This window comes from Labrys sp. KB_33_2 (assembly GCF_052114505.1).
In the GTDB taxonomy this organism is placed as follows: domain Bacteria; phylum Pseudomonadota; class Alphaproteobacteria; order Rhizobiales; family Labraceae; genus Labrys.
This window is the reverse complement of record NZ_JBFREW010000017.1, coordinates 142,431-165,012: the sequence shown is the minus strand read 5'-3', so window position 1 is coordinate 165,012 and position 22,582 is coordinate 142,431. Positions and strand designations below refer to the sequence as shown.

Genomic DNA, 22,582 nt, shown 5'->3' with positions numbered 1-22,582 from the left:
CCATGCAGCAGGTCGATCGCCTTGTTGAGCTGGGTATCGTCCTTCTCGTTGGCGGGCACATAGGCCGAGGAGCCGCCTTCCTCCGACTTGTTGTCGGCATCCGGATTGGCCAGATGGCCCTTGAGACCGGATTCGCCCTTGGTCTGGTCACTGCCCTTGAGGTCGTCGGGCACGTTCTCCTGAACCACGATCTCCGGTTCGATGCCCTTGGCCTGGATCGAGCGGCCGGACGGGGTGTAATAGCGCGCCGTGGTCAGGCGCAGCGCGCCATTGTCCTGCAGCGGAATGATGGTCTGCACCGAGCCCTTGCCGAAGGAGCGCGTACCCAGGATGGTGGCGCGCTTGTGGTCCTGCAGGGCGCCGGCGACGATCTCCGATGCCGAAGCCGAGCCGCCATTGACCAGCACCACGATGGGTTTGCCCTTGGTGAGATCGGGGCCGCTCGCCGTGAAGCGTTGCACGTCGTCGGCCTGGCGTCCCCGCGTCGAAACGACCTCTCCTCGTCCCAGAAAGGCGCCGGAAACGGATACGGCCTGGTCGAGCAGGCCGCCCGGATTGTTACGCAGGTCGATGACAAAACCCTTGAGCTTGTCCGGGCCGATTTCCTTGCTCAGCTTGTCGATGCTTCTCTTCAGGCCGTCGAAGGTCTGCTCGGTGAACTGGCTGATGCGGATATAGCCGATATCATTGCCGAGTTTCTCATCTCTCACCGAAGCGACCTTGACGATGTCGCGCACGAGCTTGACGTCGAAGGGAGCTCCCTTGCCCGCCCGCAGGATCTTCAGCGTGATCGGCGTGTTGACGGCGCCGCGCATCTTGTCGACGGCCTGCTGCATGCCCATGCCCTGCACCGCATCACCATCGAGCGCAGTGATCACGTCACCCGCGAGGATTCCAGCTTTGGAGGCGGGCGAGTCATCGATCGGCGATACAACCTTGAGAGCATTGTCCTCCATGGTGACCTCGATGCCGAGGCCACCGAACTCGCCCTTGGTCTGCTCCTGCATGTCCTGGAAGCTCTTGGCATCCATATAGCTCGAATGCGGATCGAGCGAGGTCAGCATGCCGTTGATGGCCGCTTCCACCAGCTTGCCATCCTCGGGCTGCTCGACATAATCCGAACGCACCCGCTCGAACACGTCGCCGAACAGGTTGAGCTGCTTGTAGCTATCCGCCAGGGACGCCTGGGCACGGCCGACAAAGGAAACAGGGGATTGCGTCAGCGCGACCGTGCCGAGAGCGCCAAGGGCTGCTCCCGTCAACATGAGGGCAAGATTACGCATGGGGGAACTCTTCTGTTGGAAGCCAAGCTTGAGTCCAAACGAACTCGGTGCGCCTTCCATCCCCACTTCACTTTGCCCCGGGTAAGCGCCAGCGAAAATGATACCTCGATTATGGCCGCATTTTGTTGCTCGTTCGGCGCCATCCAACCAATGAGCTGCGTCGCAAACGCGTGCTTGGACAAAAAGGCCATCGGATACGGTATTCGGTCAGCGAGGAATTCGAACCGATTGGCGAGCAGTCGTACCGGATCACAGGCATACCTCGCCTGCCGTTTCCGCATCATGTGAACCATTTCGATCCCAGACTGTCGCTGCGCTGGCAGTCGATTTGAGGCTGGGCACGGCTTGGGTCCGCATCGGAGACATGGCGGACTGTGAGGCGGCCGAGCACCAAGGCCTTCCGATCGCGAAGTGGTTTCTCTGAAACGTGTCTGGTGAAAACGCGTTTGCGTTCCATCCGTGAATTTGCGACACAATCCTGTGAGTTCGCGCTATCGTGTTCCCGGTCATCGGGCGCTACGGTCTTATTTGGCTGCTGCATGATCCTCTTGGTTGGCAACGGTCCCATCTCTCCTGACGCCGTGTCCCTTATCGATCAGGCCAACTTCGTTGTCCGGTTCAACGACTGCCGGTCTTATGGCGAGCTACCGGGCCCTACACATGCCGTAGCCGTCTGCAATACCGGCCGATCCGGCCGCTCGTTGGCGACCTCTGCCAAATGGCGATCTCATCTGGCGATCCGCGAGGCCCGCGAATTTTGGTGCGTGCGCAGTCCAGCCAAATTTCTCGAATTAAGGGATTCCATCATAGATCAGTGGCCCGGCCTTGCTGACTTTTGCGACGATCACACATCGAGGTTCGCCGCCTATTCCGCCGCCCTTGGCAAGAATTTTGTCGTTTTTGATCACAATATCCATGATGAAGTCGACCGCAATCTGGCGGATTTTGCCCCCCCGCGCTATGTGGTACCGAGCAGCGGAATGCTTGCCCTCCACTATGTTCTCCGACGTTTCCCGGACCTTCCTGTCATTCTCACCGGCTTTACCCACCAAGGGTGGAAGTGGCATCCTTTTTCTGCAGAAAAGACCCTCGTGGACCACTATATCCGTCTTGGTCGGGTAACTCGCCTTTAAGAGAGCCCAGCCCATGAGCGGCTATGTTCCAAGCTCAACTCGTCGCACTCTTCAGGGAGTGGTTCATCGGGGCCATGGCGGCCCGACGGTCAAGCAGCAACCTACGCACGAAATTCCTGACAGTCCCGCTTGCCGATCCCAATGGTCTCACGAGCCGAGTCCGCGTTACCTATTAAGCACCCATGCGGAACAACCCTTGCGAGGCCCGCGGCCTTGTCGCCTCCAGCATGACGTAGTCATGCTTAGCCGCCCCGGCGAACCTCATTGTTGAGTAGATATTGGGCACAAAAGACAAAAAGTATCGACCGGTAGCTTAATTCCAAATTAAAATTACAGTATTACGATGCATAAAGAATTTTTGGCCAAATAATCCAAAATATCAATTTTTATACCAAGGTAAAATTATCAAATCCGAATGAAAAATCAAAAGTTATATTACAAAATTGGAATGTACCTGCAAAAATATTGCTGGGCCACTGACAACACGATCCGGTCCATGCAACCAGCTCGCATCAAAGAATAAACTATCTCCTGGTGTCAATGCATAATACTTTGTATCATGCCGATATATCATCTCCCCTTCCAGCACATAAACGAGGAAATTTCCCTTCTTTTGCACCAATTCGAAACCAATACCACAATCTTCCAAGAGAATTATAGATGAATTTAATTGAAAATGACTTGAATCATTCTTGATTTCACCAAGTAGATAACTTGCACGCGTCTCAAGTAGATTACGATTTACGGGAGAAGTCGCGTGATCTCGCCTTACGAATATGGCGCTTCGATGCTGTTCGGCGCGCCGCATCAGCGTGGAGAGAGAGACGCCAAGAATTCGAGAGAGGGACTGTATAATTGTCAGCGACGCCGTAATGGTGCCATGCTCGATTTTTGACAGTGTCCCCCCCGATATCCGTGCTGCACGAGCCAAGTCGACGGCCGAAATTCCCTCGCGTTCTCTGCAGGCTCGCAGTTCTCGTCCAATTACAACCGGAAGGCGTTCCTTCTTTCTCCTGATTGACAACCGACCCTCCCGATCGAATGGTGCTGCAAATTCATCCATGGAAGAAGCAATTGGCTCAGGCCGATATAGCCTGGGCCTTTGTCACGCCCATGGATGACGGTGATCAGAACTTTGGTAACCGCGACGCGCATGGCTGTCTAAGCCAGACCGCCGAGAAGAACGACGCCGGCAATTGCGATGAGAGCGCCCGTGGAACGAACCATGAGCTCGCCCCGCCCCTCCCGCAGATTGCCGATTGCAAGGCCCGTTCCCACGCCAATTGCATGCAGCAAAGCCGTTCCAAGCACGAAACCCACGCCATAGGTGAAGCCTCCGACATTTTCTGGCATCTCGGCTCCATGCGCATACCCATGAAAGATCGCAAAAAAGCCGACAAGGGCCATCGCCACGGGTATGGCAGCACGCAATCGCAAAGCAACGATCGCCCCCAGCACCACCACGGAAAGACCAATGCCCAGTTCAACGAACGGCAAGGTCACGCCAACAAGCCCCAAGGCGCCGCCGAATGCCATGACGCAGACAAAACTCAGGGGTACGAGCCAGATTGCCCGCCCGCCCAATTGGGCAGCAAACAGGCCGACAGTGACCATGGCCAGGACATGATCCGGTCCACTGACAGGATGAAGGAAACCATGCGCGAGCCCGCTGGTCGCTCCAACACCCGTATGGGCATTGGCCGTGGCTGTCATGGCGCCAACAAGGATCGCGGCAAGCAATGGGGCGGTGCACCGGGATTTCATGGGCATGTCTCCTTTATAAAATCAGTCAACGTCCCCGAGGCGTTATTTTCTCCGGGGCATGGGCGAATGGCCGAATGCGGCTTGGCAACACAGTGAGAACAGCCGATCGGAGGCCTTACGAGCCGCAATCGCATCTGCGGCAAGGCAGCGAATGCCCCAGCCGGCCGCATTGGGGAGCGCACTCACACCAATGATCGAGCCGCCCTCGACATGCGAGCTCTGCAGGTCGGCTTGGGACGGCAGACGGGAGGAGGGCCCAAGAATGAGATAGCTTGCCATGACCTGCCAGCGGCCCATCGGAGAAGCCCGATCGCGTAGCGCATCGCCGACGAGCTGGAAGCAGTCCCGCACGGCCAGCCTTCCGCCACGATCCCGGATCACCACGTCCGAACTGAGCCGATCGAAACAGCGCCCTTCGGCCCTGGGGTCATGCATGCTGAAAGCATCGCAAAGGAACAGGACTGCGTCATCGGCCAGGCTAGCCTCCAGCCCGGCTGCAAAAAACGCACCAGGAAAGAGCACGAGCGGGTCAGGCGCATAGGCCAGGAAACCGCCGCTCTCGACCCGGATGGCGGTATTCTGACGAGCGGGCTGGCCCTGGCAGTCATGGACGATCGTGGCAGCTTGGGTCGTTATATGGGCGGCGGCACCTGCTGCAACGCGAAATCGGCAGGAGAGCCGCTCCCCTCGATAAAGGCCGCCGGATGACGATTGCTGGTAGAGCGTGAGTAGCGACGGAATGTCTGGATCCAGCCGAAAGGGCCGGGTCAAATGAAAAGGGTAGGAGACAAATTGGCGTGCAAGCGTCGTTCGTGCGCCGTGGCGAACGAAATCCAGTTCGAAGCGGCCGCGGGACTCGGCCATTGTCCGCAAGCCCGGGTCGAGATGCAATGCTTGAGGCTGCCAATGCTGCGTCATCGGAACAACACTTCGGCCAGAATACGATCGACAATTGCATCGATGCCCTCGGCTTTGCGGCAATTGGTCAGCACCAGGGGGCGACCACGGCGGGCGGCAGCGGCCTCGCCTGTCATGCGATCGAGATCGACACCGACATAGGGAGCCAGATCGCTCTTGTTGATCACCAGCAGATCGCATTTGAGCACGCCCGGGCCATTCTTGCGGGGAATGTCGTCGCCACCGGCGACGTCGATGACGAACATCCACCAATCGACGAGGTCCAGCGAGAAGGTGGAGGCCAGATTGTCGCCGCCGCTCTCGATCAGGATCAGTTCGGCATCGGGAAAGAGCAGCTCCAGCTCGTCGGCGGCGGCAATGTTGAGAGTGGGATCTTCCCGAATGACCGTGTGCGGACACGCCCCGGCCTCGACAGCCGCAACCCTCGCCGGATCGATCAGGCCGGAACGCCGCAGACGCTCGGCATCTTCCGCCGTCACGAGATCGTTGGTGACGACCGCCAGCGAGACACCTCTTGCCGCAAAGGCAGGGATCAGCTGTTCGATAAGCGCCGTCTTGCCCGACCCGACCGGCCCGCCAATGCCAACCCGGGCAGCGCCCACGCGGGTCGATGGCCGATCCTTCAATAGATATGTCGCGTCCATGGCGTCACCTCAGCATATAGCGTTGTGCCAGCGGCAACTCCCGCGCCGGCTCACATGTGGCAAGCTCGCCATCGACAAAGACATCGAAGGTCTGGGGATCGACACGTATCTGGGGGCAGACGTCGTTATGGAGCATGTCCTTCTTGGACAGCTGCCTCGATCCCCGGGAGGGCAACAGCGCCTTCTTCAAATCGAGCGTGGAGGCCAGCCCACGGTCGATTGCGGCCGGATTGACGAAACAGGCCGACAAGGCCTGTTTGGCCCGTCCGAACGCTCCCCATTGCGGACGCAACAAGAGAGGTTCGCAGGTCATCAGCGAGGCTGCGCTGTCCCCCATCGCGCCCCAGGCTATGAAACCGCCCTTGATGACCAGTTCGGGCTTGATGCCAAAGAAGGCCGGGCGCCAAATCACGATATCCGCGATCTTGCCGTCCTCGAGCGAACCGACATGGTCTGCGATGCCAAAGGTGCGTGCCGCATTGATGGTGTATTTCGCGACGTAGCGTTTGATCCGCTCATTGTCGCCAAGACGCGTCTTCTCCTCGGGCAGGCGCCCTCTTTGCTGCTTCATCTTGTCGGCGAGCTGCCAGGTCCTGCAGATGACCTCGTTGATGCGGCCCATGCCCTGGCTGTCGGATCCCAGCATCGATATCGCGCCGATATCGTGCAGGACGTCTTCGGCGGCGATCGTCTGCGCCCGGATGCGGCTTTCCGCGAAGGCCACGTCCTCGGGTATGGACGGGTTGAGATGATGGCACACCATCGTCATATCGAGATGTTCGTCGAAGGTGTTGACCGTGTAGGGATTGGTGGGATTGGTGGAAGATGGAAGGCACCATGGCACACCGGCGACGCGGATGATGTCGGGCGCATGACCGCCTCCCGCACCTTCGGTGTGGTACATGTGGATGGTGCGCTCCTTGATGGCTGCCAGGGTATCTTCCAGGAAGCCGGACTCGTTCAGCGTGTCGGTATGAATTTGGACAGGAAAGTCCATATCGTCGGCGACCGACAGGCAGGTATCGATGGAGGCGGGCATCGTGCCCCAATCCTCATGCAATTTGAGGCCGAGACATCCCGTTTCGATCTGCTCGATCAGCGAGGCGGGCTTGTGCGAATTGCCACGGCCGAGGAAACCGAAATTGATCGGCCATTGTTCGGCGGCCTGCAGCATCTTGCCGACATTGAAGGCGCCGCCGCAATCGATGCCGACGGTGATGGGCCCGAGCGAACCGCCCAGCATCGTGGTGATGCCCGAGGCGATTGCGTGTTCGCAAAGCTGGGCGCTGTCGAAATGAACATGGACATCGAGCGCCCCGGCCGTGGCAATGAGGCCCTCGCAATCGCGCACCGTCGTCGCCGCCGAAACGATCAGACGAGGATCGACATTGTCCATGATCGCTGGATTGCCGGCCTTGCCGATGCCGACAATGCGCCCTTCCTTGATGCCGAGATCGCCCTTGACGATCCCGAGCACGGCATCGATCACGGTGACGTTGCACAAGAGAAAGTCCAGCGCCCCTTTGGCGCTGGTCACACCCGCGGCAAGACCCGCACCATCGCGCAATGTCTTTCCCCCACCGTGGAGACATTCGTCGCCATAGGTGGCGTAGTCCTTCTCGACCACGGCGATGAGCGAGGTGTCACCCAGCCGGAAACCGTCGCCCAGGGTTGGTCCATACATCGCGGCATAATCGCGCCGGGAGAGAGAGGCCATATCTGTCTTCTCCTTTTCAAGCGCCACGAAAGCCAGCGCCGCGGGCGCGTTCCAGGGCAGCCTCTTTGACTTTGGGATCCCGGGCCGAGCCATTGGACAACGCGTTCAGCCCGGAGAGCGTCTGGCTGCCGCCAAAGGTGGTGAGTTCCACTTCCCTTTCCTGTCCAGGTTCAAAGCGCACCGCCGTACCGGCCGCGATGTCGAGGCGCATGCCGAAGGCGGCGGCGCGGTCGAATTCCAGTGCCCGGTTGACCTCGAAGAAATGGTAATGGGAGCCAATCTGCACGGGACGGTCACCCGTGTTGACCACCCGAAGCGACCGCTTTTCCCGGCCGGCATTGAGCTCGATTTCGCCTTCTTCGCTGACGATTTCTCCCGGCTCAAACGTGTCGTGAGGACCGTCGGGCGCGGGGCGCAGCGGGTCGTGAACCGTGACGAGCTTGGTGCCATCCTTGAAGGTCGCCTCCACCTGCAACATGGGGAGCATCGCGGCTACGCCTGACATGACATCGTCCTGCGTGAGAATTTGCGACCCCAACGCCATCATTTCCGCCACAGAGCGCCCCTCGCGCGCACCCTCGAGGATCTCGTCGGAAATAAGGGCCACGGCTTCCGGATAATTGAGCCTGAGACCTTTGGCGCGTCGTTTGCGGGCGAGTTCTGCGGCCGTGAAGATGGTGAGGCGTTCCAATTCAGTGGGTGTCAGCAACATGAATGCGCTCCCTCCTTGATCAGGCTAATTGGAGAACAGCCGCTGACCGCCATCGCGTTGAAAGGCGACGGCGATTTCAGTCAACGGATTGAATGAACGGATCGGCTCGTTGGCAGCCACCGGTTCCCGGCAAATGGCAGCAATGACCGGCAGGGCCGAGGTGAGGATGGCCTGCGCCTCGATGGCGCCGATCAGGCCCAATCTGATCGCGGCGGTGCTAAGCGATGCGGCAGCCTGATAGCCGCTCATCGATGCAGCCGCGGTTTCGTTGAGCCCGATCGCCCCCCAGAGCAAGCCCTGCACGACCGCCAGGTGCCCGCAGGCGGAACCGTCACGCACCAAGGTTCGATAGTCCGACGCTCTGGACGTGGCGATACGCGCGTGGGTCGTCAGCAGCGCCATGCCGTTGCGACGCGAACCGATCCTGAGGCCTTCCACGAGGGTCGACGCCTCGACTTCGAGATCCAATTCGGTAACGCTCGACAATTCGCCTGCACAACGATGGGCCCTGATCAAGGCGACTCGATCGGCGCCGGCCCAGCGATGGCGGAGCTGGGTAAGCACGAACTCGGCCAGGTCCCAACCGCCCAGCATCTCTCTCAAAAGGGCGGAGGCTTCCAGTCCCTGTGAGAAGGCAAAGCCCCCCGACGGGAACTGGCTGTCGGCGTGCTGCAGAGCCACCAGCAATTGCTCCGGATCGGCCGTGTTCATTGCTGCTCTTCGGTCGCGAGAACACGCCCGCTCCTAACCAGCGGTTCTATGCGCGCGATATAATCGGCGGCCGGGCCATCCAGCGATACCAGCAGGTCCCTGCCCTCGAAACGCACGCGCCAATGCAGATTGCCGGCATGATATCCAAGTTCCAGCGCCTCTTCGGCGGCACGCGGTAAAAGCCTGAGCCAGCGCTGTTCGCCGGCTTTGACGACGATGGCTCTCTTCGCTTCCATGAGCAGCACGGCCCCGTCGAACAGCTTCTGGTCTCTCGGAAGCGCGATAGCGAGTTCTTCACCACGTTCGGTCCGGGCGAGCAGGCGTCGACGATCGAGATCCCCGACCGCGATCTTGACCACTTCCAGATCACCGTGATGTTCGAGATGATGAAGATGCTCATGCAGGCCGGGATCCGTGCTGGCGCCGACAAGGCTCTCGATGCGAAGCATGCTGGGTTCCTCCCATTGTCTGGTTGCAGCGCCTGTCCTTGCGGTGCGCTACAGGCTCATGTGTCGATGGACGACTTCTTGGGTGAGTTCGCTGGTCGGTCCGGCCGCCGCGACACGCCCCTTTTCGAGGATGGCGAAGCGGTGGGCCGCCGTTCGAGCAAAGCGGATCTTCTGTTCGACCAGGATGATCGTCAGGCCATGATCGCGGTTGAGGGCGATGATCGCTCTCTCGATATCCTCGACGATGTTGGGCTGAATGCCCTCGGTGGGCTCGTCCAGGACCAGGAGACTTGGATCGGTGGCGAGAGCGCGAGCGATAGCCAGCTGCTGCTGCTGGCCACCCGACAAATTGGTTCCGCGACGGCCGAGATGGTCCTTCAGGAATGGAAAGAGGCTCCACACCAGCGGCGGCACCTCGACCTTGCCGTCCGTGCGCGCGTTGCAGCCCAGAAGGATATTGTCGAGGACGCTCATACCGGGAACGATTTCCCGCCCTTGCGGCACATAGCCAATTCCGCGCCGGGCGCGATCATGGGTCAGAGACTGGCTGATTTCGCTGCCCTGAAATTGGATGCTGCCCGTGGTGCGTACCCCGATTCCAAGAAGACTGCGCAGCAATGTGGTCTTGCCGACACCGTTCCTCCCCAGGAGGCAGAAGGTCTCGCCCTTGCGGATCTCCAGGTCGAGATCGTGGATGATGTGGCTCGTGCCGTAGAAGGCATTGACGTGGCTGATCTTAAGCATGGCTGAGCGTCGCCGAACCGAGATAGGCTTCAATGACAGCGGGATTTTTTTCGATGTCACCCGCCGTTCCCTCCGCCAGGACCGCGCCTTGATGGAGAACGGTAATGGTGCGGCAGATCCTGCGAACGAACGCCATGTCGTGCTCGATGACGAGCACGGTGTGTTCACCGGCCAGCGACAGCAGGAGTTCGGCCGTCTTGTCGGTTTCGGCGGCTGTCATTCCCGCCGCTGGCTCGTCGAGAAGAATGACCTTGGGATCCTGGCTGAGGACCATGGCGAGTTCCAGCCATTGAAGTTGTCCGTGGGACAATTCCCCAGCCCGGCGCATCATGAAGGAGGTCAGCCCCGTTCGGTCGGCGACCGCCAACTCCCTGTCGGTCGGTCGGCGTGAGAAGCGCCGAAACAAATTGTTGCGAACCTTGACGTACCGGTTGCTTGCTATCTGCAGGTTCTCGAGCACCGTCATTTCCTTGAAGACGGTTGGTGTCTGGAATTTCCGCCCGACACCACTGCGCGCAATCGCGGCCTCACCAATGCCGGTAATGTTGCGGTCGTTCAGCCAGATCTCTCCTTCGGACGGCAATACCTTTCCGCACAACAGATCGAGCAGCGTCGACTTGCCGGCGCCGTTTGCGCCAATAATGACCCTGAGTTCACCGTCTTCGATGGACAGGTCGACATTGCTCACTGCCGGAAAGTCATCGAAGCGGACGGTGAGTTGGCGAGTCATGAGAATAGGTGGTTTGGTAGCCCTCGATTGTGCGGCCGCTATTCTGGTCACGGCGTTCATGGATAGGCCTCCCGCCCGGAGGCACGCTTGCGAGGTGAACGTTCGAGCCCCGCCTTGATGACGCCCGCAATACCGTTGGGCATCACCAGCACCACGAAAACGAACAATCCGCCCAGGATGATCGGCCAAACCGGCTGAAACACCGCATTCTCGCTGGCGTAGGACCCGACGAAGTTCACCAGCAAGGCGCCGATGCAGGCCCCGAGCAGCGACGCCCGTCCGCCCGTTGCTGCCCAGATCACCATCGAGATGCTGAAGGAGGTCGCCATCAGGGAGGGCGAAGCGAACTCTGCCGTGAGCGTAAACAACATGCCGGCCAGCCCCGCAATGATGGCCGAGAGGCAGAACACGAACAATTTGTAGCTCTCGACGTCATAGCCCAGATAGCGGGCACGCGCCTCGTCCTCGCGGATGGCCTTGAGAATCTGTCCGATCCTGGCGGAAAGGAGCAGGCGTAGCCCGAGCACGACCAGGAACAGCACACCGGCGACGGCATAGTAGACACTGGGTCCGTAGGGATCGAATTCAAAGCCGGCAATCGTCAAGGGCGCAAAATTGGCCAGGCCATTGAAGCCGCCCGTCAAGGGCTGATTGTTGATCACCAGCAACTGTCCGATCAGGGCAAACGCCAAGGTGATGATGCTGACATAGACGCCCGTCGTCCGCCGCTTGAACATGACATAGCCAAGCCCCGCAGCCAGGGCGCACGGCACCAGCAATCCTGCCATCACCCCGATCACGAGCCATCTGAACGGGATCCAGAGAAAAGAGCCGGGAGTCACGCAGCACAGGTCGCGCACGGCGTCTGGCTGCATATTGAGCAACATGAGCTCCGGCACCGGGTTGTTTTCCGGCGCGGCCAGCGTGAGCGACATTGCCAGCATATAGGCGCCCATCCCGAAGAAAAGGCCCTGGCCCAGACTGAGTATTCCCGTGTATCCCCAAGCCAGGCTTATACCGACGGCGCAGATTGCGTAGACGAGATAGGTTGCAACCCGGTTGGTCCAAAAGCTGCTGAGCAGGAACGGCAGGGCGAATACCACCGCGAAGAACACTATGTAGGCGGCAATGGAAATATTTCGGTATGTCATGCGCTCATCCATGATCGTGGGGGTCAGCGGCTCTTGGTCACGAACAGACCTTTAGGCTTGAACAGCAGGATGAGGATGACCACGACAAACAGGACGGTACGGCCATACACATCATTGAGCCAGGTGGCGACGAAGCTCTGGACCTCGCCAAGCATTCCGGCGGCAGCAAAGGTGCCCAGCAACTGACCCACCCCTCCGGCAACCACCACGAGAAAAGCATCGACGACATAGGAGGTTCCCATATCCGGGGACACCGTCTTGAACCCGGAAACCAGGACGCCGGCTATCCCGGCAAGTCCGCAGCCATAGGCAAAGGCGAGTGCATTGACCCGCTTGTCGTTGACACCGCAGGCGGCTGCCGTGTTCCTTGCGACCGAGACGGCCCTTAGCTGGCTACCGAAGCGTGTTCGGTGGAGGAGACACCAGGTCAGGGCTCCCAGAAGCGCAGCGACACCAAAAACGAATGCCCGATAGACCGGTATGTTTGCGCCGAGCAAATGCCATGTCTGCTGCAATTCGGCGGGAACCGGAACATTCTGCAGATCGGACCCAAGTCCATCGATGGTGAGCCCGAACAGGGCCAGCCCGAAATGGATGCGGATGAGCTGCTGGAGAATGAGCGCAATACCCCAGGTCGCCAGCAAGGTGTCGAGCAGGCGCCCATAGAGGTGGCTGACGACCGTGCGCTCGATGACGAGCCCGAAAATCGCCGTGACGATGAATGCCAGAGGCAGGCACAGGTAAATGTTCAAGCCCAGATGCCGGGTTGCCAGCACGGTGACATAGGCCCCGATCATCACCATCTCGCCATGGGCGAGATTGATGACTTTCATGGTGCCGTAGATGATCGCAAGGCCAAGCGCGACCATGAACAGAATGGACCCGATGCTCAGTCCGATGACGAAGGTTTCCATCTCAAACCCGATCGCAGGTTGCCGGCAGCCAGTGCAGGTTCTGCACCGGCCTGGCTTCCGACCAATGATGCGTTAGAGCGATGCGCCGCTTGTGGTGCAGATACGCTTTTCCGCGCTTTCCCCGACGCTGGAATAGGGTAGAGGCAGTAGCGGTTCGGGATATTGATCGACGATGTCGAGCAGGCCATCGGCCCTCGTCTTGCCGATCCGCGGCGTCAGGTAGCTGTGAAGGTTCTGCGGGTCGATCGTGACCTTGCCCTGCGGTGCCTCGAAGGACATGCCGCCGATGCTCGAAGTCACGCCCTTGGCTGTGAATTCGCCTGCCTTTTCCGCCGCCATCGCCCACATGTGAACGCCGATATAGACAGCCTCCATCGCCGCGTGGGTTACCGCGTCAGCACCGGCATAGGCTTTGAAAGCCTTCACGAATGCCTGGTTCTGCGGCGTTTCGACAGTTTGGAAATAGGGCAGGGAAACGTAGCTGCCGAGGGCATATTCAGGCCCCATTGCCTTGATTTCGACTTCGGTCGTCGTCGACGAACACAAAGGCAGCTTATCGAAGCTGTAGCCCTGATTGCGCAGCTCGCGATAGAAGGCAACGATCGAATCCCCGACGACATTGGAGAAGATCACATCAGCCCCGCTGGCCCCGATCTTGGACACCATCGACGCCCATTCGGTGTGACCGAGCGGGAGATATTCATCACCGACCACGTCCATGCCGATCTTCTGGCAAATCGTTTTCGAAGTCTTGGCCATGCCTCGGGGAAAGGCATAGTCGGAGCCGACAATGAATAGTTTGCTGCGCCCCAGTTTCTTCTTCAGCCACGGCAGAGAATTCTCGAGTTGCTGATTTGGGACAGCCGATCCGGCATAGAGTACGTTCTTGGAGCACTCTTCCCCTTCATACCAGGTCGGCCACACCAGCAGGCCCTTGCGACGCTCGACCACGGGTAGCACCGCCTTGCGGCTGGCGGTGGTGTAGCAACCGAATATGACGGGTACTTGGTCTTCCATCACCAGCTTGCGCGCCTTTTCGCTGTAGGTGCGAGGTTCGGAAGCTGGATCCTCGATCACCGGACGCAATTGCTTACCGAGCACGCCTCCTCTGGCATTGATCTCGGCGATTGCCATCTGGGCGCATTGATTCATCGATTTCTCGACGATCGCCGTCGTGCCCGTGAGCGAATACATGATACCAACCGGCACCTCTCCGGCTGCCCAGGCCCGATCGCCCAGCCGCAGAAGGGCTGGCGCGGCCAGTCCCATAGCTGCCAATCCGCCCACCTTGAGAAAGGTGCGCCTTGTCTTGTCGTTCATTACCCCTCCTCTGCGCCTCGATGTGCGCGTCCTTGTCTTCGTGCCGCCCCTCGCGGCCGTGCAGGATCATTCGGAAGTCATGCGGGCGCCTGAGCGCACCGCGGTCGTCGCGGACGAAAGCTCCGGATTCGGAGAAAGACCGCGATCGAAAAACGATGAAATGAACTCCTCTTTTTCAGTCGAACTCGACCGCGCAAGCGGGCACGAGCCCAAGCACCGTGCTTGGACAAAAGTATTTCGGATGAGGATATGAAAGCATCGCCTCGCATGCTCCGGCTCGAACATGCTCAGTGTCGCCGATACGGTAGGACAGGGAGGCCAACAGCCTTGTCGGCCTAACCAAAACAAAAAAGCCCGCCACCTCCGAACAGGAGTTTGCGGGCTACCCAGCCAAATGGTGCGGACGACACTGTCCTGCACCAACAATGACGCCGTTTCACCGGACGTCAACTAAGTTTCATACTAGGCATGTCTTTCTTTAAACGTCAAGAGCTCATAGGCATTGATAATTGCAGCGGCTACATCGTCCATCGCCACGCGCTTGCCCATCGCCTGCTTGCGGATGCTCTCATAGGCTTCCGGCTCGCTAAGCCCTTGTGTTTCCATGAGAATAGTCTTCGCTCGCAGGATCCTGTTATTACCGGCCACCTTGCGTTCGAGCTTGCGTATCCTCTTGGCCGCGCTCTGGCGCTCCATCCAGAGAGACCGAGCTATGATCAAATTGGTGAGCAATCCAAAGGGACGAATGGGCCGCTCAATCACCGCCAGCGCACCGCATTCGAGCACCACCTGCAGGGTACTGGGATCCTCGAAGGAGACGACCGCCAGCACGGCAGGATCAGAGGGTTCGACAGGCCTGAAAAGCCGCAGGATCTTATCGCGATTTTCTTGCTCGATGGAGACCAAGACGACGACGGCCGTCGAGCTGATTGCCTGCGGCAACGGCCACGTGATCTCACAGCTGCATCCGATACGGCGCAGGTGTTCGACCAGTGTCACCCCCTGCGCGTCGGGAGGGTGTATGACCTGAACCCGCAGGCCCTTGAGGTCCTTGAGCAAATGGGCTGACATCATCTGCTCCCATCAGGCCTTGCGACGCGTGCCGGTCAGGCTGGTGGCCCAGCCCTCGTGAGCGGCCGTCACGAAATAAGGATCGGGCCTTACACGTGCCTCCGATTCCCAGATGATGTCGAACTTGCCTTGCGGGTTGAGCCTGCCGATGCGCGCCCACAGTTCCGTGTGATGGTTGTTGGGATCGATACGAACCCGCCCCTGCGGCGCGTCGAATTCCAGCCCCGCCAGGTTGGGCACGAGAGCATCGGCATTGTCGCTCCCTGCGCGTTCGAGTGCCGCCGCATAGAGATATATCTGAAAATAGGCGGCCTCAGCACTGGCAGTCACCGGTGCCGCCTCGCCGAAACGCCGTTTGAACGCAGTGACGAAGCGTTTTGCGGCAGGTGTATTCAGCGTCTCGAAAAATGAAGCAGCCGTCAGGTGTCCTGCCGCCAACCCCGCCGGCATGAGCGCGACTTCCGCCTCAGTCGTCGCCAAGCTGGCGATGGGCATCGAGCTTGGGTCAAAACCGGCCTCCCGGTAGGCCTGATAGAGGAGCACCGCACCCGTGCCGACAACGTTGGAGACGACAACATCGGGCTTGAGATCTTTTATCCGCTTGATGACCTTGTCGAAATCCTTGCTTACCGCTTCGATCGGGACATAAATCTCGTCGAGTATCGTTCCATTCGCCAAGGTAACAAGGTCGCTTACGACACGATTATACTCATAGGGAAAAACATAATTCGAGCCTATCAGCAGAAATCTCTTGCCGTAATTCTCGATCAGATATTGCGCAAGTTGAAGAGCATTTTGATTTGACGAAGAACCTGTATAAAAGCAGTTTCCAGAATATTCAAAACCCTCATAAAATGTCGGATAGAACAGTAATCCCCTATACGCCTCAACTTCCGGAAGCACAGCCTTTCGGGCAGTCGACATATAGCAGCCAAAAATAACTTTAATTTTATCTTCGGTCAGAAGCCGAATCGAAAGCTCACGATATTTACGGGCAGAACACTCGGGATCATAGAATGTCGGCGTAATTCTTCGCCCGAGCACTCCTCCCGCTGCATTGATCTCCTCGGTAGCGAGGAGGGTCGCATTTGCTTCGGCTATTTCCGCGGCGGCGGTTACGCCGCTCCTGGAAAACAGAACTCCAATTTTCCAATCGTCGTTGGTCACAATTATCACCTGAGGACAGAGCACAGACAGGAAATACGCCTGTCGGGCCGGTCGACACAGGCGAGAACGGGAAACGCCGCTGTTTCTCTAGCCACAGCAGTATACCGACGAGGTTATTCGTGCAATGCGCCACCCCGGTTAGGACCGCAAGGCCCCCGTCAGAGATGCTTGTATATGGTGGTTCGCGATAATCCGAGCATCTGCGCCGTGCGCGTGACGTTCTGGCAGGCGCGATATGTCGCCCTGATTTCGCGGCAGATCCGACTGGCCAGGCCGCGATCCCGACAGGCTGGGCAGGTATCGCCCGATCCCGCTGCGGTATCGGCAAGATCGGTCTCGTCGATGAACCCTGCGCGCCGGCGTAAGAGCAGGCGCTGCAGCACGCTACGGAGCTCACGGATATTGCCGGGCCATTTACGTTGGGCCAGCCTCGCGATGGCGGCATCGGTAATCGCCACGCCCGGGGCCAGTCCCTGTAAGAGGTGCTGGACCACGAGCGCAAAGTCGCTGCGGGCCGACAGGGGCGGCAGATGCAGGACGAGGCCGTTGAGGCGGTAGAGCAGGTCGGCCCGGAAGATTCGCTCCGCCACCATCTCCCCCAGATCACGGTTGGTGGCGGATATGATCTGGACGTCGACCTTGTAGACTTTCAGCCCACCGACCGGCCGCACTTCCATGGCATCGAGAAAACGCAGCAAAGCTGTCTGGGCCGAGGGTGGCACATCGGCAACCTCGTCGAGGAACAAGGTGCCTCCATCGGCCTGCCGCGCCAGCCCGATCGATCCCTCCGCTCGGGCGTTGGTGAAGGCGCCCTGCTCATGGCCGAAGATCTCGGCGACGAAGAGTTGTTCGGCCAGCGCGCCGCAATTGACGGCAATGAACTCCCCGCTCCGGCCGCTCACCTCATGGATATGACGCGCCATCAGTTCCTTGCCGGTGCCCGTCTCGCCGGTGAGATGAATGGGCATGCCCATGGCGACGGCCTGCCCGACATCGGCCATGGCGGCCCTCAGCGTGGGGTCCACACACACAAATCCAGGGGCAGATCCGCCCTTGTCATGGACAGGCACCTGCGGTTCCCGGCGCGGGTTGCGGACCGCGAGCCCGGGAGCGATCTGACGGCAGACCATCAGGACCTGGCTGCCTGCAGCATCCCGGATCGGGATGACGCCTCCCCTCAGGAGGCCATCCAGTGCCTTGGCAAAGGACATTTCGAACAGGGTGTCGAAACTCGTGCCCGCTCCGATCGGCAAGCCGGAGAGCAAGGCGGAGCCGGGACGGTTCAGCGCCGTGACGACACCATCGCGCGAAAGGGCCAGCAGCCCCGCAGACAGCGTATCGAGATATTCGGCACGCGGATGGAAGGCCAGGATGAATCTGTCGGCGCATTCCTGGAAGATCAACCCATTCTCGATCTGGGCTGCGGCCATGCGCACCAGCGCGTGCGTATGCTGCTGCCGCGCCTCGTTGGCGCAGGAGGCATCGAGCAAACCCAGGACCTGCCCATGCGAATCCAGGATGGGTGCCGCCATGCAGCTCAGATGCGCGTGGCAGGTGAAGTAGTGCTCCCGGCCGAAGACGCCGACCGGCTGGCTGCTGTCACTGGCCAGCCCGAGGGCATTGGTGCCCCGTCGCGCTTCGTCCCACAGGCTGCCGGGAATGATGGAGCGCCCCGCAGTGCTCTCCGTGAAGGCCTGATCGCTGATGGTGTCGAGCACCATGCCGCTCGCATCCGCCAAGGCGATCATCAGATTGGATCCGGCGATCTGGGCATAGAGCACCTGCATCTCGGCAAGGGCCAGCCGGCGCAGGCCCTCCATTTTCTGGCGCCGGCGCGTCACCGTCGCAAATGGCACCACCTCGCCGCGAGGCTGGAGGCGCGGGTCGAGGCCCAGGTCCCGGCAACGCTGCCAGCTTTCGGCGATCGGCGCCGGCAAGGTGCCACCGGGCAGGCGATCGCCGCGTTCGAGGGCATTTCGCGCCCGATCCATCCCCGACAAGATCTGCATGATCAACTCCTTGGCTTCGACCTTCTGTCCGGCCCCGCCAATGTCACGGAAAACTGTCCGCGAATTGGACACTCAGTCCGCGCGACTGTTCAGACCAGCGACATCCCGGGATTCATGAATTCATCCATCTCATTGATATTGCTTGTATATTCATCGCGGCACGAGGATTGCTGTTTCCCTTGCGAAGCACGGACAAGACCGGGCTCGCGGAGGAAATGACAATGAAGGCGCAAGTACTCACCCGTTACGACGACGAGCTGAAGGCCGGCCAATGGGTCGATCTTCAGGAGGTTCCCGACCCCAGGATCGAGAAGTCGAACGACGTCATCGTGCGGATCGGTGGAGCGGGCGTGTGCCGCACCGATCTCCACATCATCGAGGGCGTCTGGCGTCCGCATATGGATCCCAACGGCGACCAGTTGCTGCCGCTGATCATGGGGCATGAAAATGCCGGCTGGGTGGAAGCGATCGGCAAGGAGGTCGAGGGCATCAAGGTCGGGGATCCCGTCATCGTGCACCCCAAGATCTCGGGCGGCACCTGCCTGGCTTGCCGGCGCGGCATGGACATGCATAGTCCGGGTCGCTTCCCGGGCCTGGACTGCAACGGTGGCTACGCAGAGTTTCTTTGCACCTCCGAGCGCAACATCGTCCCGCTTCCCAAGACGCTCGCCCCCAAGGAAGTCGCTCCCTATGCCGATGCGGGCCTCACCGCCTATCGTGCTGCCAAGAAGGCGACGCGCCATCTCCTGCCGGGCGAAAGCTGCGTGGTGATCGGCGCCGGCGGCCTCGGCCATATCGGCATCCAATGCCTCAAGGCCATGTGCGCCGCCGATGTGATCGTGGTCGACAAGTCCGACGCCTCCCTGGCCCTGGCGGGCAAGATCGGAGCCGACAAACTGGTGAAGGCAGACGGGAACGAAGTGGAGGCCGTGCTCGCACTGACCGGCGGTGCCGGCGCCGAAGCCGTGATCGACTTCGTCGGCGAAAAGGGCACCACGGCCAAGGGCCTCGCCATGACCCGATCGGCCGGCAGCTATTATGTCGTGGGCTATGGCGAGGACATCAGGGTCCCCACCGTCGACATGGTCATCACGGAAAAGAACATCATCGGCAATCTGGTCGGCACCTGGGCCGAGCTCGTCGAACTGATGGCCCTGGCCGACCGTGGCCTGGTCGAACTGACCACTGTGGAATATCGGCTGGCCGACGCCAACAAGGCTCTCCAGGATCTCAACGCCGGCAGGATCCATGGTCGCGCCGTCCTCATTCCATGACGAGAAAAGCCCTGGCCTCCCCTTGATCGGCGGGGGCCGGACCCTCCCATGGCCGCGCCCGGACAATCGGGACGGCGGGAGGGCGACGGCAAGGCTGAAAGGGCGAGCCATGTGCAAGGTCCTCACGAGCCAGAGCCCGCTCCATTTTCGCAAGGCGAGCCGGTCGATGCGGATCGCCGGGCATTCGACGACGGTGAGGCTGGAGGAGGCGTTCTGGCAAGTCCTAGACGAAATGGCGCTCCGGGAGGGGCTCTCGACCTCCAGGCTGATTTCGGTGCTTTACGAGGAAGCCCTCGAGCGCCATGGCGCCGCTCCCAATTTCGCCTCGCTCCTGCGTACCGTCTGCCTGCTCTACCGGGGGATGATCCCGCCGGAGGGCTGACAATTCGAGGCAGGCCGGGTCGCTCCGGCCTCCTCTCCCCCACCTCGGCTCTCCACCTCAGCTCGCTTGGGCGACCTTGGCGATCCGATCCTCGGCGATCCATCGCGCCGTCAGGATCAGCGCTCCCATGGCAAAGTCCTTGTCATGGGTGTCGATCATCTCGCGGGCGAGATTTTCCAGCTTTTGGAAGAACAGGTCCTTGCTGTCTTCCTCGCGGGTCGGCTCTGTCGGCATGTCGTCCTCCTGTTGATCGGCGCTTTGCTGCACCTATTTGAAGAGCTGGGGCGGAAAGGTGAGGAGAGCGGCCTGGCCCTCGGTATCGCCGACGGCGAGATGACGCCCGTCCGCCGACCAGGCCAGCGCGGTAACTTTGCCGCCGAACGGTCGCACGAACAGTTCGTCGCGCCCACCGAGCCGCGCCACCACGATCCGGCCATCGGCATAGCCGGCGGCCACCAGATCGCGCGTGGGATGGGCGGCAACCGCCTCGACCAGGATCAGGCCGGTATGGCCGGTCAGCAAGGCTTGGCTGGCAGCCTCGGTCTTCGTTCCCCAGGCTGCAATACGATAGGCACCCGATGCCACCAGCTGGCCTCCAATGCCCCAGGCCAGTCCCCGCACCGGCGCGGGAAAGTCGAGGATGGTGTCGGTGCGTCCAAGCGAAACATCGACGATGCTGAGGCCGCCAATCTCCAGGCCACAGGCAATGCGGTCGGCCTGCCGATTCCAGGAAAGGCTTGATGATAGCGAGGGCAGTGTCACCACGCGTTGAACCGACACGCCCCCGTCCAACGCCATGATGACGAGGCTGTCTTCACTCAGTCCCGCCAGATATCGGCCGTCAGGTGAGAATTTGAGCGATGTCGGAATGGGCACGGGGCGCGAACGGCCAATGACGTTTGCCGCCTGGTCCAGGAGGCAAAGCTCGTCGCCGTCCGACAAGGCAGTCAAACCCGATTGCGCCGCATGGTCGAGAGCCAGGACGGGCCGGCCAAGGCCAAGAAAATCCTCGCTCGACTCTCCCTGCGCCGAAACCCGCCTCACCACGCCACCACCCGTCCGGACAAGGAAGCCTCCTTCATGAAAGGGCATGACAAAAGGGGCATCCTCCTCTTGAACCGCGAATGCGGTCAGGGGCGCCGGCGGCTTGGTGCGCGGCAGGATCCTCATCTGTCCGAGGTCGCCGCTGACCCGGATACGGCTTTCCGGTCCCTCCGCTTCCGCGACGGGCGCCAGAGCGATGGTTCCGTCGACAGCTGCAAAGGCAACGCAACCTCCCTGCCGATCGAAGCTCGCGCTTGCGACGGGTGCCGGCCGCTGCCAGCAGCGGCCCAGCAGATCGAACAGAGTCGGGTTCTGTCTGCTTTGCTGGTTCATGATGTCCTCCCCTCTCGCGCCATCGCCTGCCGGAGCAGAAGATCGAGATCCTCGATCTCCTGTTCGGCCTTTGCGATACGCTCGGCACATTCGCCCTGCCGCCCGGCGGCCGCGTCGGCACTCTCGCGTGTCGTTCGCAGATCGCGTTGCAATTCCCGCGCCAACTCTCCCTCCGCCGGCGCCTGCTTCAATGCCAGCTCGAGGCGCAGCATCTCCATGTCGAGGCCCGCAAGGAACTGGGTCAGCTTCAGGGCTTGCGCGTTGAGAGCGGACAGACCGGCAACCAGTTCGAGCCGGCGGCCCAGCAGATCCTGCGGATTGGGTACTCGCTGGGTCATTGCCGTCTCTTCTCCTCGACCGCTCCAGGCCTTTCCCAGCCGGACAACAGGTTCGGCAGCTCTGGCAATTGGGCTTCGAACTGGCGTTGAGCCGTCTCCACATGGCTCCTGAGCTGGTCCCAGATGTCGACGCGCAGCAAGGAGGTGGTATCGCCGGTCAGGCGTTCAATGTCCTCCACCCGAAACTGCCGGGACAGGGAAACCCCCGAAAAGACGAAATCGCGCAGCGTGATGGCATGCCGTTCGACGAAAGCATGAAGCAAGGGATGGGTCTCTTCCGTGATCCCCGCCAGCATCAGCTCGGCGATCATGAAGTCGTGGAAATGGCGCTGCAGGCGCAGCTGGCTTTCGCCCAGAAAACGCATGGAGAAGATCAGGTCGCGCGGCATCAGCCGGAGCAGATCCATGATCACGTCGCTGTCGTCGGGCCCATCGAAAGCCGATGGCGATCGAGGATTGTCGGAAGAGGACATCGGTATGGCCCTACATCGGTAAGCTGTCACAATGCCGACAGGATAACCCATCAAACTAAGTTGTCCATAATATCCGTTACAGAGAAACATAATAAATAAACCGGATTCATGAATAGATAGATAGTTTTACATATGTAAATTACACTTGTAACATTATGTTACACTCGCGACACTCCCGAGAATGACCGATCCATTCAGGGCGCCTGAAGCTGCACAATTTAGAGCTTGTCGCGAGTTGGCACGGTCCTTGCTGTACCATTTCCCATAAGAAGCCCATCGCGTTTCGGCGCGATGCCAAAAG

Annotated in this window: 24 protein-coding genes and 1 pseudogene; 3 read left to right on the top strand and 22 right to left on the bottom strand. The window is 60.3% G+C overall.

The genetic code is table 11. The features are described 5' to 3' along the window. A partial coding sequence (locus tag AB4037_RS27335) for a S41 family peptidase (protein ID WP_441773609.1) occupies nucleotides 1-1,283 on the bottom strand: 1,283 nt, incomplete at its 3' end. A 209-nt stretch (nucleotides 1,284-1,492) separates the two neighbouring features. Beyond that, nucleotides 1,493-1,585 (bottom strand): annotated as a pseudogene (locus AB4037_RS27330) (IS6 family transposase); the annotation flags it as partial. Nucleotides 1,586-1,822: 237 nt separating this feature from the next. Here AB4037_RS27330 and AB4037_RS27325 point away from each other — a divergent pair. Then, a complete protein-coding gene (locus AB4037_RS27325) occupies nucleotides 1,823-2,416 on the top strand; it encodes a Urease operon accessory protein (RefSeq protein ID WP_441773608.1) in 594 nt (197 codons plus the stop codon). Nucleotides 2,417-2,846: 430 nt separating this feature from the next. On the opposite strand, the gene AB4037_RS27320 is transcribed toward AB4037_RS27325, so the two are convergent. The 16 genes from AB4037_RS27320 to AB4037_RS27245 all read right to left on the bottom strand — a co-directional run bounded on the left by AB4037_RS27320 (nucleotide 2,847) and on the right by AB4037_RS27245 (nucleotide 18,437). Continuing rightward, a complete protein-coding gene (locus AB4037_RS27320; protein WP_441773607.1) occupies nucleotides 2,847-3,479 on the bottom strand; it encodes a helix-turn-helix domain-containing protein in 633 nt (210 codons plus the stop codon). Between the two features lie 98 nt (nucleotides 3,480-3,577). Continuing rightward, complete coding sequence (locus tag AB4037_RS27315) at nucleotides 3,578-4,180, bottom strand: HupE/UreJ family protein (RefSeq protein ID WP_441773606.1); 603 nt, start codon at nucleotides 4,178-4,180, stop codon at nucleotides 3,578-3,580. 42 nt (nucleotides 4,181-4,222) lie between these two features. Continuing rightward, complete coding sequence (locus AB4037_RS27310; protein ID WP_441773605.1) at nucleotides 4,223-5,098, bottom strand: urease accessory protein UreD; 876 nt, start codon at nucleotides 5,096-5,098, stop codon at nucleotides 4,223-4,225. Then, entirely contained in the window at nucleotides 5,095-5,742 is a 648-nt protein-coding gene (ureG, locus tag AB4037_RS27305) for an urease accessory protein UreG (RefSeq protein WP_434960433.1), read from the bottom strand. Before ureG ends, AB4037_RS27310 begins: the two co-directional genes overlap by 4 nt. A gap of 4 nt (nucleotides 5,743-5,746) precedes the next feature. Beyond that, nucleotides 5,747-7,459: an urease subunit alpha gene (gene ureC, locus AB4037_RS27300; protein WP_441773604.1), complete on the bottom strand. Its 1,713-nt coding sequence runs from the start codon at nucleotides 7,457-7,459 to the stop codon at nucleotides 5,747-5,749. 16 nt (nucleotides 7,460-7,475) lie between these two features. Continuing rightward, nucleotides 7,476-8,171: an urease subunit gamma gene (locus AB4037_RS27295; RefSeq protein WP_434960431.1), complete on the bottom strand. Its 696-nt coding sequence runs from the start codon at nucleotides 8,169-8,171 to the stop codon at nucleotides 7,476-7,478. A 24-nt stretch (nucleotides 8,172-8,195) separates the two neighbouring features. After that, a complete protein-coding gene (locus tag AB4037_RS27290) occupies nucleotides 8,196-8,882 on the bottom strand; it encodes an urease accessory protein UreF (RefSeq protein WP_441773603.1) in 687 nt (228 codons plus the stop codon). After that, nucleotides 8,879-9,331: an urease accessory protein UreE gene (gene ureE, locus AB4037_RS27285; protein ID WP_441773602.1), complete on the bottom strand. Its 453-nt coding sequence runs from the start codon at nucleotides 9,329-9,331 to the stop codon at nucleotides 8,879-8,881. The genes AB4037_RS27290 and ureE overlap by 4 nt, the downstream gene beginning before the upstream one ends. Nucleotides 9,332-9,379: 48 nt before the next feature. Beyond that, nucleotides 9,380-10,075 carry an urea ABC transporter ATP-binding subunit UrtE gene (urtE, locus tag AB4037_RS27280; RefSeq protein ID WP_441773601.1) on the bottom strand — a complete coding sequence of 232 codons (696 nt, stop codon included), beginning with the start codon at nucleotides 10,073-10,075 and terminating at the stop codon, nucleotides 9,380-9,382. Then, nucleotides 10,068-10,805: an urea ABC transporter ATP-binding protein UrtD gene (gene urtD, locus AB4037_RS27275; RefSeq protein ID WP_441773616.1), complete on the bottom strand. Its 738-nt coding sequence runs from the start codon at nucleotides 10,803-10,805 to the stop codon at nucleotides 10,068-10,070. The genes urtE and urtD overlap by 8 nt, the downstream gene beginning before the upstream one ends. A gap of 56 nt (nucleotides 10,806-10,861) precedes the next feature. Then, the gene (gene urtC, locus AB4037_RS27270) at nucleotides 10,862-11,956 is read right to left on the bottom strand and encodes an urea ABC transporter permease subunit UrtC (protein WP_441773600.1); all 1,095 of its coding nucleotides are present in this window, start codon (nucleotides 11,954-11,956) and stop codon (nucleotides 10,862-10,864) included. A 23-nt stretch (nucleotides 11,957-11,979) separates the two neighbouring features. Beyond that, nucleotides 11,980-12,870 carry an urea ABC transporter permease subunit UrtB gene (gene urtB, locus AB4037_RS27265; RefSeq protein ID WP_441773599.1) on the bottom strand — a complete coding sequence of 297 codons (891 nt, stop codon included), beginning with the start codon at nucleotides 12,868-12,870 and terminating at the stop codon, nucleotides 11,980-11,982. 72 nt (nucleotides 12,871-12,942) lie between these two features. Then, nucleotides 12,943-14,190 carry a transporter substrate-binding domain-containing protein gene (locus tag AB4037_RS27260; RefSeq protein ID WP_441773598.1) on the bottom strand — a complete coding sequence of 416 codons (1,248 nt, stop codon included), beginning with the start codon at nucleotides 14,188-14,190 and terminating at the stop codon, nucleotides 12,943-12,945. Nucleotides 14,191-14,652: 462 nt separating this feature from the next. After that, complete coding sequence (locus tag AB4037_RS27255; RefSeq protein WP_434961339.1) at nucleotides 14,653-15,261, bottom strand: ANTAR domain-containing response regulator; 609 nt, start codon at nucleotides 15,259-15,261, stop codon at nucleotides 14,653-14,655. 12 nt (nucleotides 15,262-15,273) lie between these two features. Further along, nucleotides 15,274-16,431 (bottom strand): transporter substrate-binding domain-containing protein, encoded by a 1,158-nt coding sequence (locus tag AB4037_RS27250; RefSeq protein ID WP_441773615.1) that lies wholly within the window; start codon nucleotides 16,429-16,431, stop codon nucleotides 15,274-15,276. A gap of 155 nt (nucleotides 16,432-16,586) precedes the next feature. Continuing rightward, nucleotides 16,587-18,437 carry a sigma-54-dependent Fis family transcriptional regulator gene (locus AB4037_RS27245; protein WP_441773597.1) on the bottom strand — a complete coding sequence of 617 codons (1,851 nt, stop codon included), beginning with the start codon at nucleotides 18,435-18,437 and terminating at the stop codon, nucleotides 16,587-16,589. 221 nt (nucleotides 18,438-18,658) lie between these two features. Between AB4037_RS27245 and AB4037_RS27240 the strand changes: the two genes are divergently transcribed. Further along, entirely contained in the window at nucleotides 18,659-19,711 is a 1,053-nt protein-coding gene (locus AB4037_RS27240; RefSeq protein WP_441773596.1) for an NAD(P)-dependent alcohol dehydrogenase, read from the top strand. A 109-nt stretch (nucleotides 19,712-19,820) separates the two neighbouring features. Beyond that, nucleotides 19,821-20,093 (top strand): ribbon-helix-helix domain-containing protein, encoded by a 273-nt coding sequence (locus AB4037_RS27235; protein WP_105865575.1) that lies wholly within the window; start codon nucleotides 19,821-19,823, stop codon nucleotides 20,091-20,093. Nucleotides 20,094-20,150: 57 nt separating this feature from the next. Here the strand turns inward: AB4037_RS27235 and AB4037_RS27230 are convergent, their stop codons facing one another. Genes AB4037_RS27230 through AB4037_RS27215 form a run of 4 tightly spaced genes read right to left on the bottom strand, consistent with a single transcriptional unit; the run spans nucleotide 20,151 to nucleotide 22,332 of the window. Next, nucleotides 20,151-20,327: a hypothetical protein gene (locus AB4037_RS27230; protein ID WP_434960422.1), complete on the bottom strand. Its 177-nt coding sequence runs from the start codon at nucleotides 20,325-20,327 to the stop codon at nucleotides 20,151-20,153. Nucleotides 20,328-20,360: 33 nt separating this feature from the next. Further along, nucleotides 20,361-21,470, bottom strand: coding sequence for a WD40 repeat domain-containing protein (locus AB4037_RS27225; RefSeq protein ID WP_441773595.1), 1,110 nt, complete (start codon nucleotides 21,468-21,470; stop codon nucleotides 20,361-20,363). Beyond that, nucleotides 21,467-21,808 (bottom strand): hypothetical protein, encoded by a 342-nt coding sequence (locus tag AB4037_RS27220; RefSeq protein WP_441773594.1) that lies wholly within the window; start codon nucleotides 21,806-21,808, stop codon nucleotides 21,467-21,469. The genes AB4037_RS27225 and AB4037_RS27220 overlap by 4 nt, the downstream gene beginning before the upstream one ends. Next, on the bottom strand, nucleotides 21,805-22,332 hold the full coding sequence (locus AB4037_RS27215; protein WP_441773593.1) for a hypothetical protein: 528 nt from the start codon (nucleotides 22,330-22,332) through the stop codon (nucleotides 21,805-21,807). Before AB4037_RS27215 ends, AB4037_RS27220 begins: the two co-directional genes overlap by 4 nt. Nucleotides 22,333-22,582: the final 250 nt, after the last annotated feature.

Coding starts and splice junctions, on each gene's coding strand:
- AB4037_RS27325 (WP_441773608.1), top strand. CDS start 1,823: ATGATCCTCTTGGTTGGCAACGGTCCCATCTCTCCTGACGCCGTGTCC.
- AB4037_RS27320 (WP_441773607.1), bottom strand. CDS start 3,479: ATGGATGAATTTGCAGCACCATTCGATCGGGAGGGTCGGTTGTCAATC.
- AB4037_RS27315 (WP_441773606.1), bottom strand. CDS start 4,180: ATGAAATCCCGGTGCACCGCCCCATTGCTTGCCGCGATCCTTGTTGGC.
- AB4037_RS27310 (WP_441773605.1), bottom strand. CDS start 5,098: ATGACGCAGCATTGGCAGCCTCAAGCATTGCATCTCGACCCGGGCTTG.
- ureG (WP_434960433.1), bottom strand. CDS start 5,742: ATGGACGCGACATATCTATTGAAGGATCGGCCATCGACCCGCGTGGGC.
- ureC (WP_441773604.1), bottom strand. CDS start 7,459: ATGGCCTCTCTCTCCCGGCGCGATTATGCCGCGATGTATGGACCAACC.
- AB4037_RS27295 (WP_434960431.1), bottom strand. CDS start 8,171: ATGTTGCTGACACCCACTGAATTGGAACGCCTCACCATCTTCACGGCC.
- AB4037_RS27290 (WP_441773603.1), bottom strand. CDS start 8,882: ATGAACACGGCCGATCCGGAGCAATTGCTGGTGGCTCTGCAGCACGCC.
- ureE (WP_441773602.1), bottom strand. CDS start 9,331: ATGCTTCGCATCGAGAGCCTTGTCGGCGCCAGCACGGATCCCGGCCTG.
- urtE (WP_441773601.1), bottom strand. CDS start 10,075: ATGCTTAAGATCAGCCACGTCAATGCCTTCTACGGCACGAGCCACATC.
- urtD (WP_441773616.1), bottom strand. CDS start 10,805: ATGACTCGCCAACTCACCGTCCGCTTCGATGACTTTCCGGCAGTGAGC.
- urtC (WP_441773600.1), bottom strand. CDS start 11,956: ATGACATACCGAAATATTTCCATTGCCGCCTACATAGTGTTCTTCGCG.
- urtB (WP_441773599.1), bottom strand. CDS start 12,870: ATGGAAACCTTCGTCATCGGACTGAGCATCGGGTCCATTCTGTTCATG.
- AB4037_RS27260 (WP_441773598.1), bottom strand. CDS start 14,190: ATGAACGACAAGACAAGGCGCACCTTTCTCAAGGTGGGCGGATTGGCA.
- AB4037_RS27255 (WP_434961339.1), bottom strand. CDS start 15,261: ATGTCAGCCCATTTGCTCAAGGACCTCAAGGGCCTGCGGGTTCAGGTC.
- AB4037_RS27245 (WP_441773597.1), bottom strand. CDS start 18,437: ATGCAGATCTTGTCGGGGATGGATCGGGCGCGAAATGCCCTCGAACGC.
- AB4037_RS27240 (WP_441773596.1), top strand. CDS start 18,659: ATGAAGGCGCAAGTACTCACCCGTTACGACGACGAGCTGAAGGCCGGC.
- AB4037_RS27235 (WP_105865575.1), top strand. CDS start 19,821: ATGTGCAAGGTCCTCACGAGCCAGAGCCCGCTCCATTTTCGCAAGGCG.
- AB4037_RS27230 (WP_434960422.1), bottom strand. CDS start 20,327: ATGCCGACAGAGCCGACCCGCGAGGAAGACAGCAAGGACCTGTTCTTC.
- AB4037_RS27225 (WP_441773595.1), bottom strand. CDS start 21,470: ATGAACCAGCAAAGCAGACAGAACCCGACTCTGTTCGATCTGCTGGGC.
- AB4037_RS27220 (WP_441773594.1), bottom strand. CDS start 21,808: ATGACCCAGCGAGTACCCAATCCGCAGGATCTGCTGGGCCGCCGGCTC.
- AB4037_RS27215 (WP_441773593.1), bottom strand. CDS start 22,332: ATGGGTTATCCTGTCGGCATTGTGACAGCTTACCGATGTAGGGCCATA.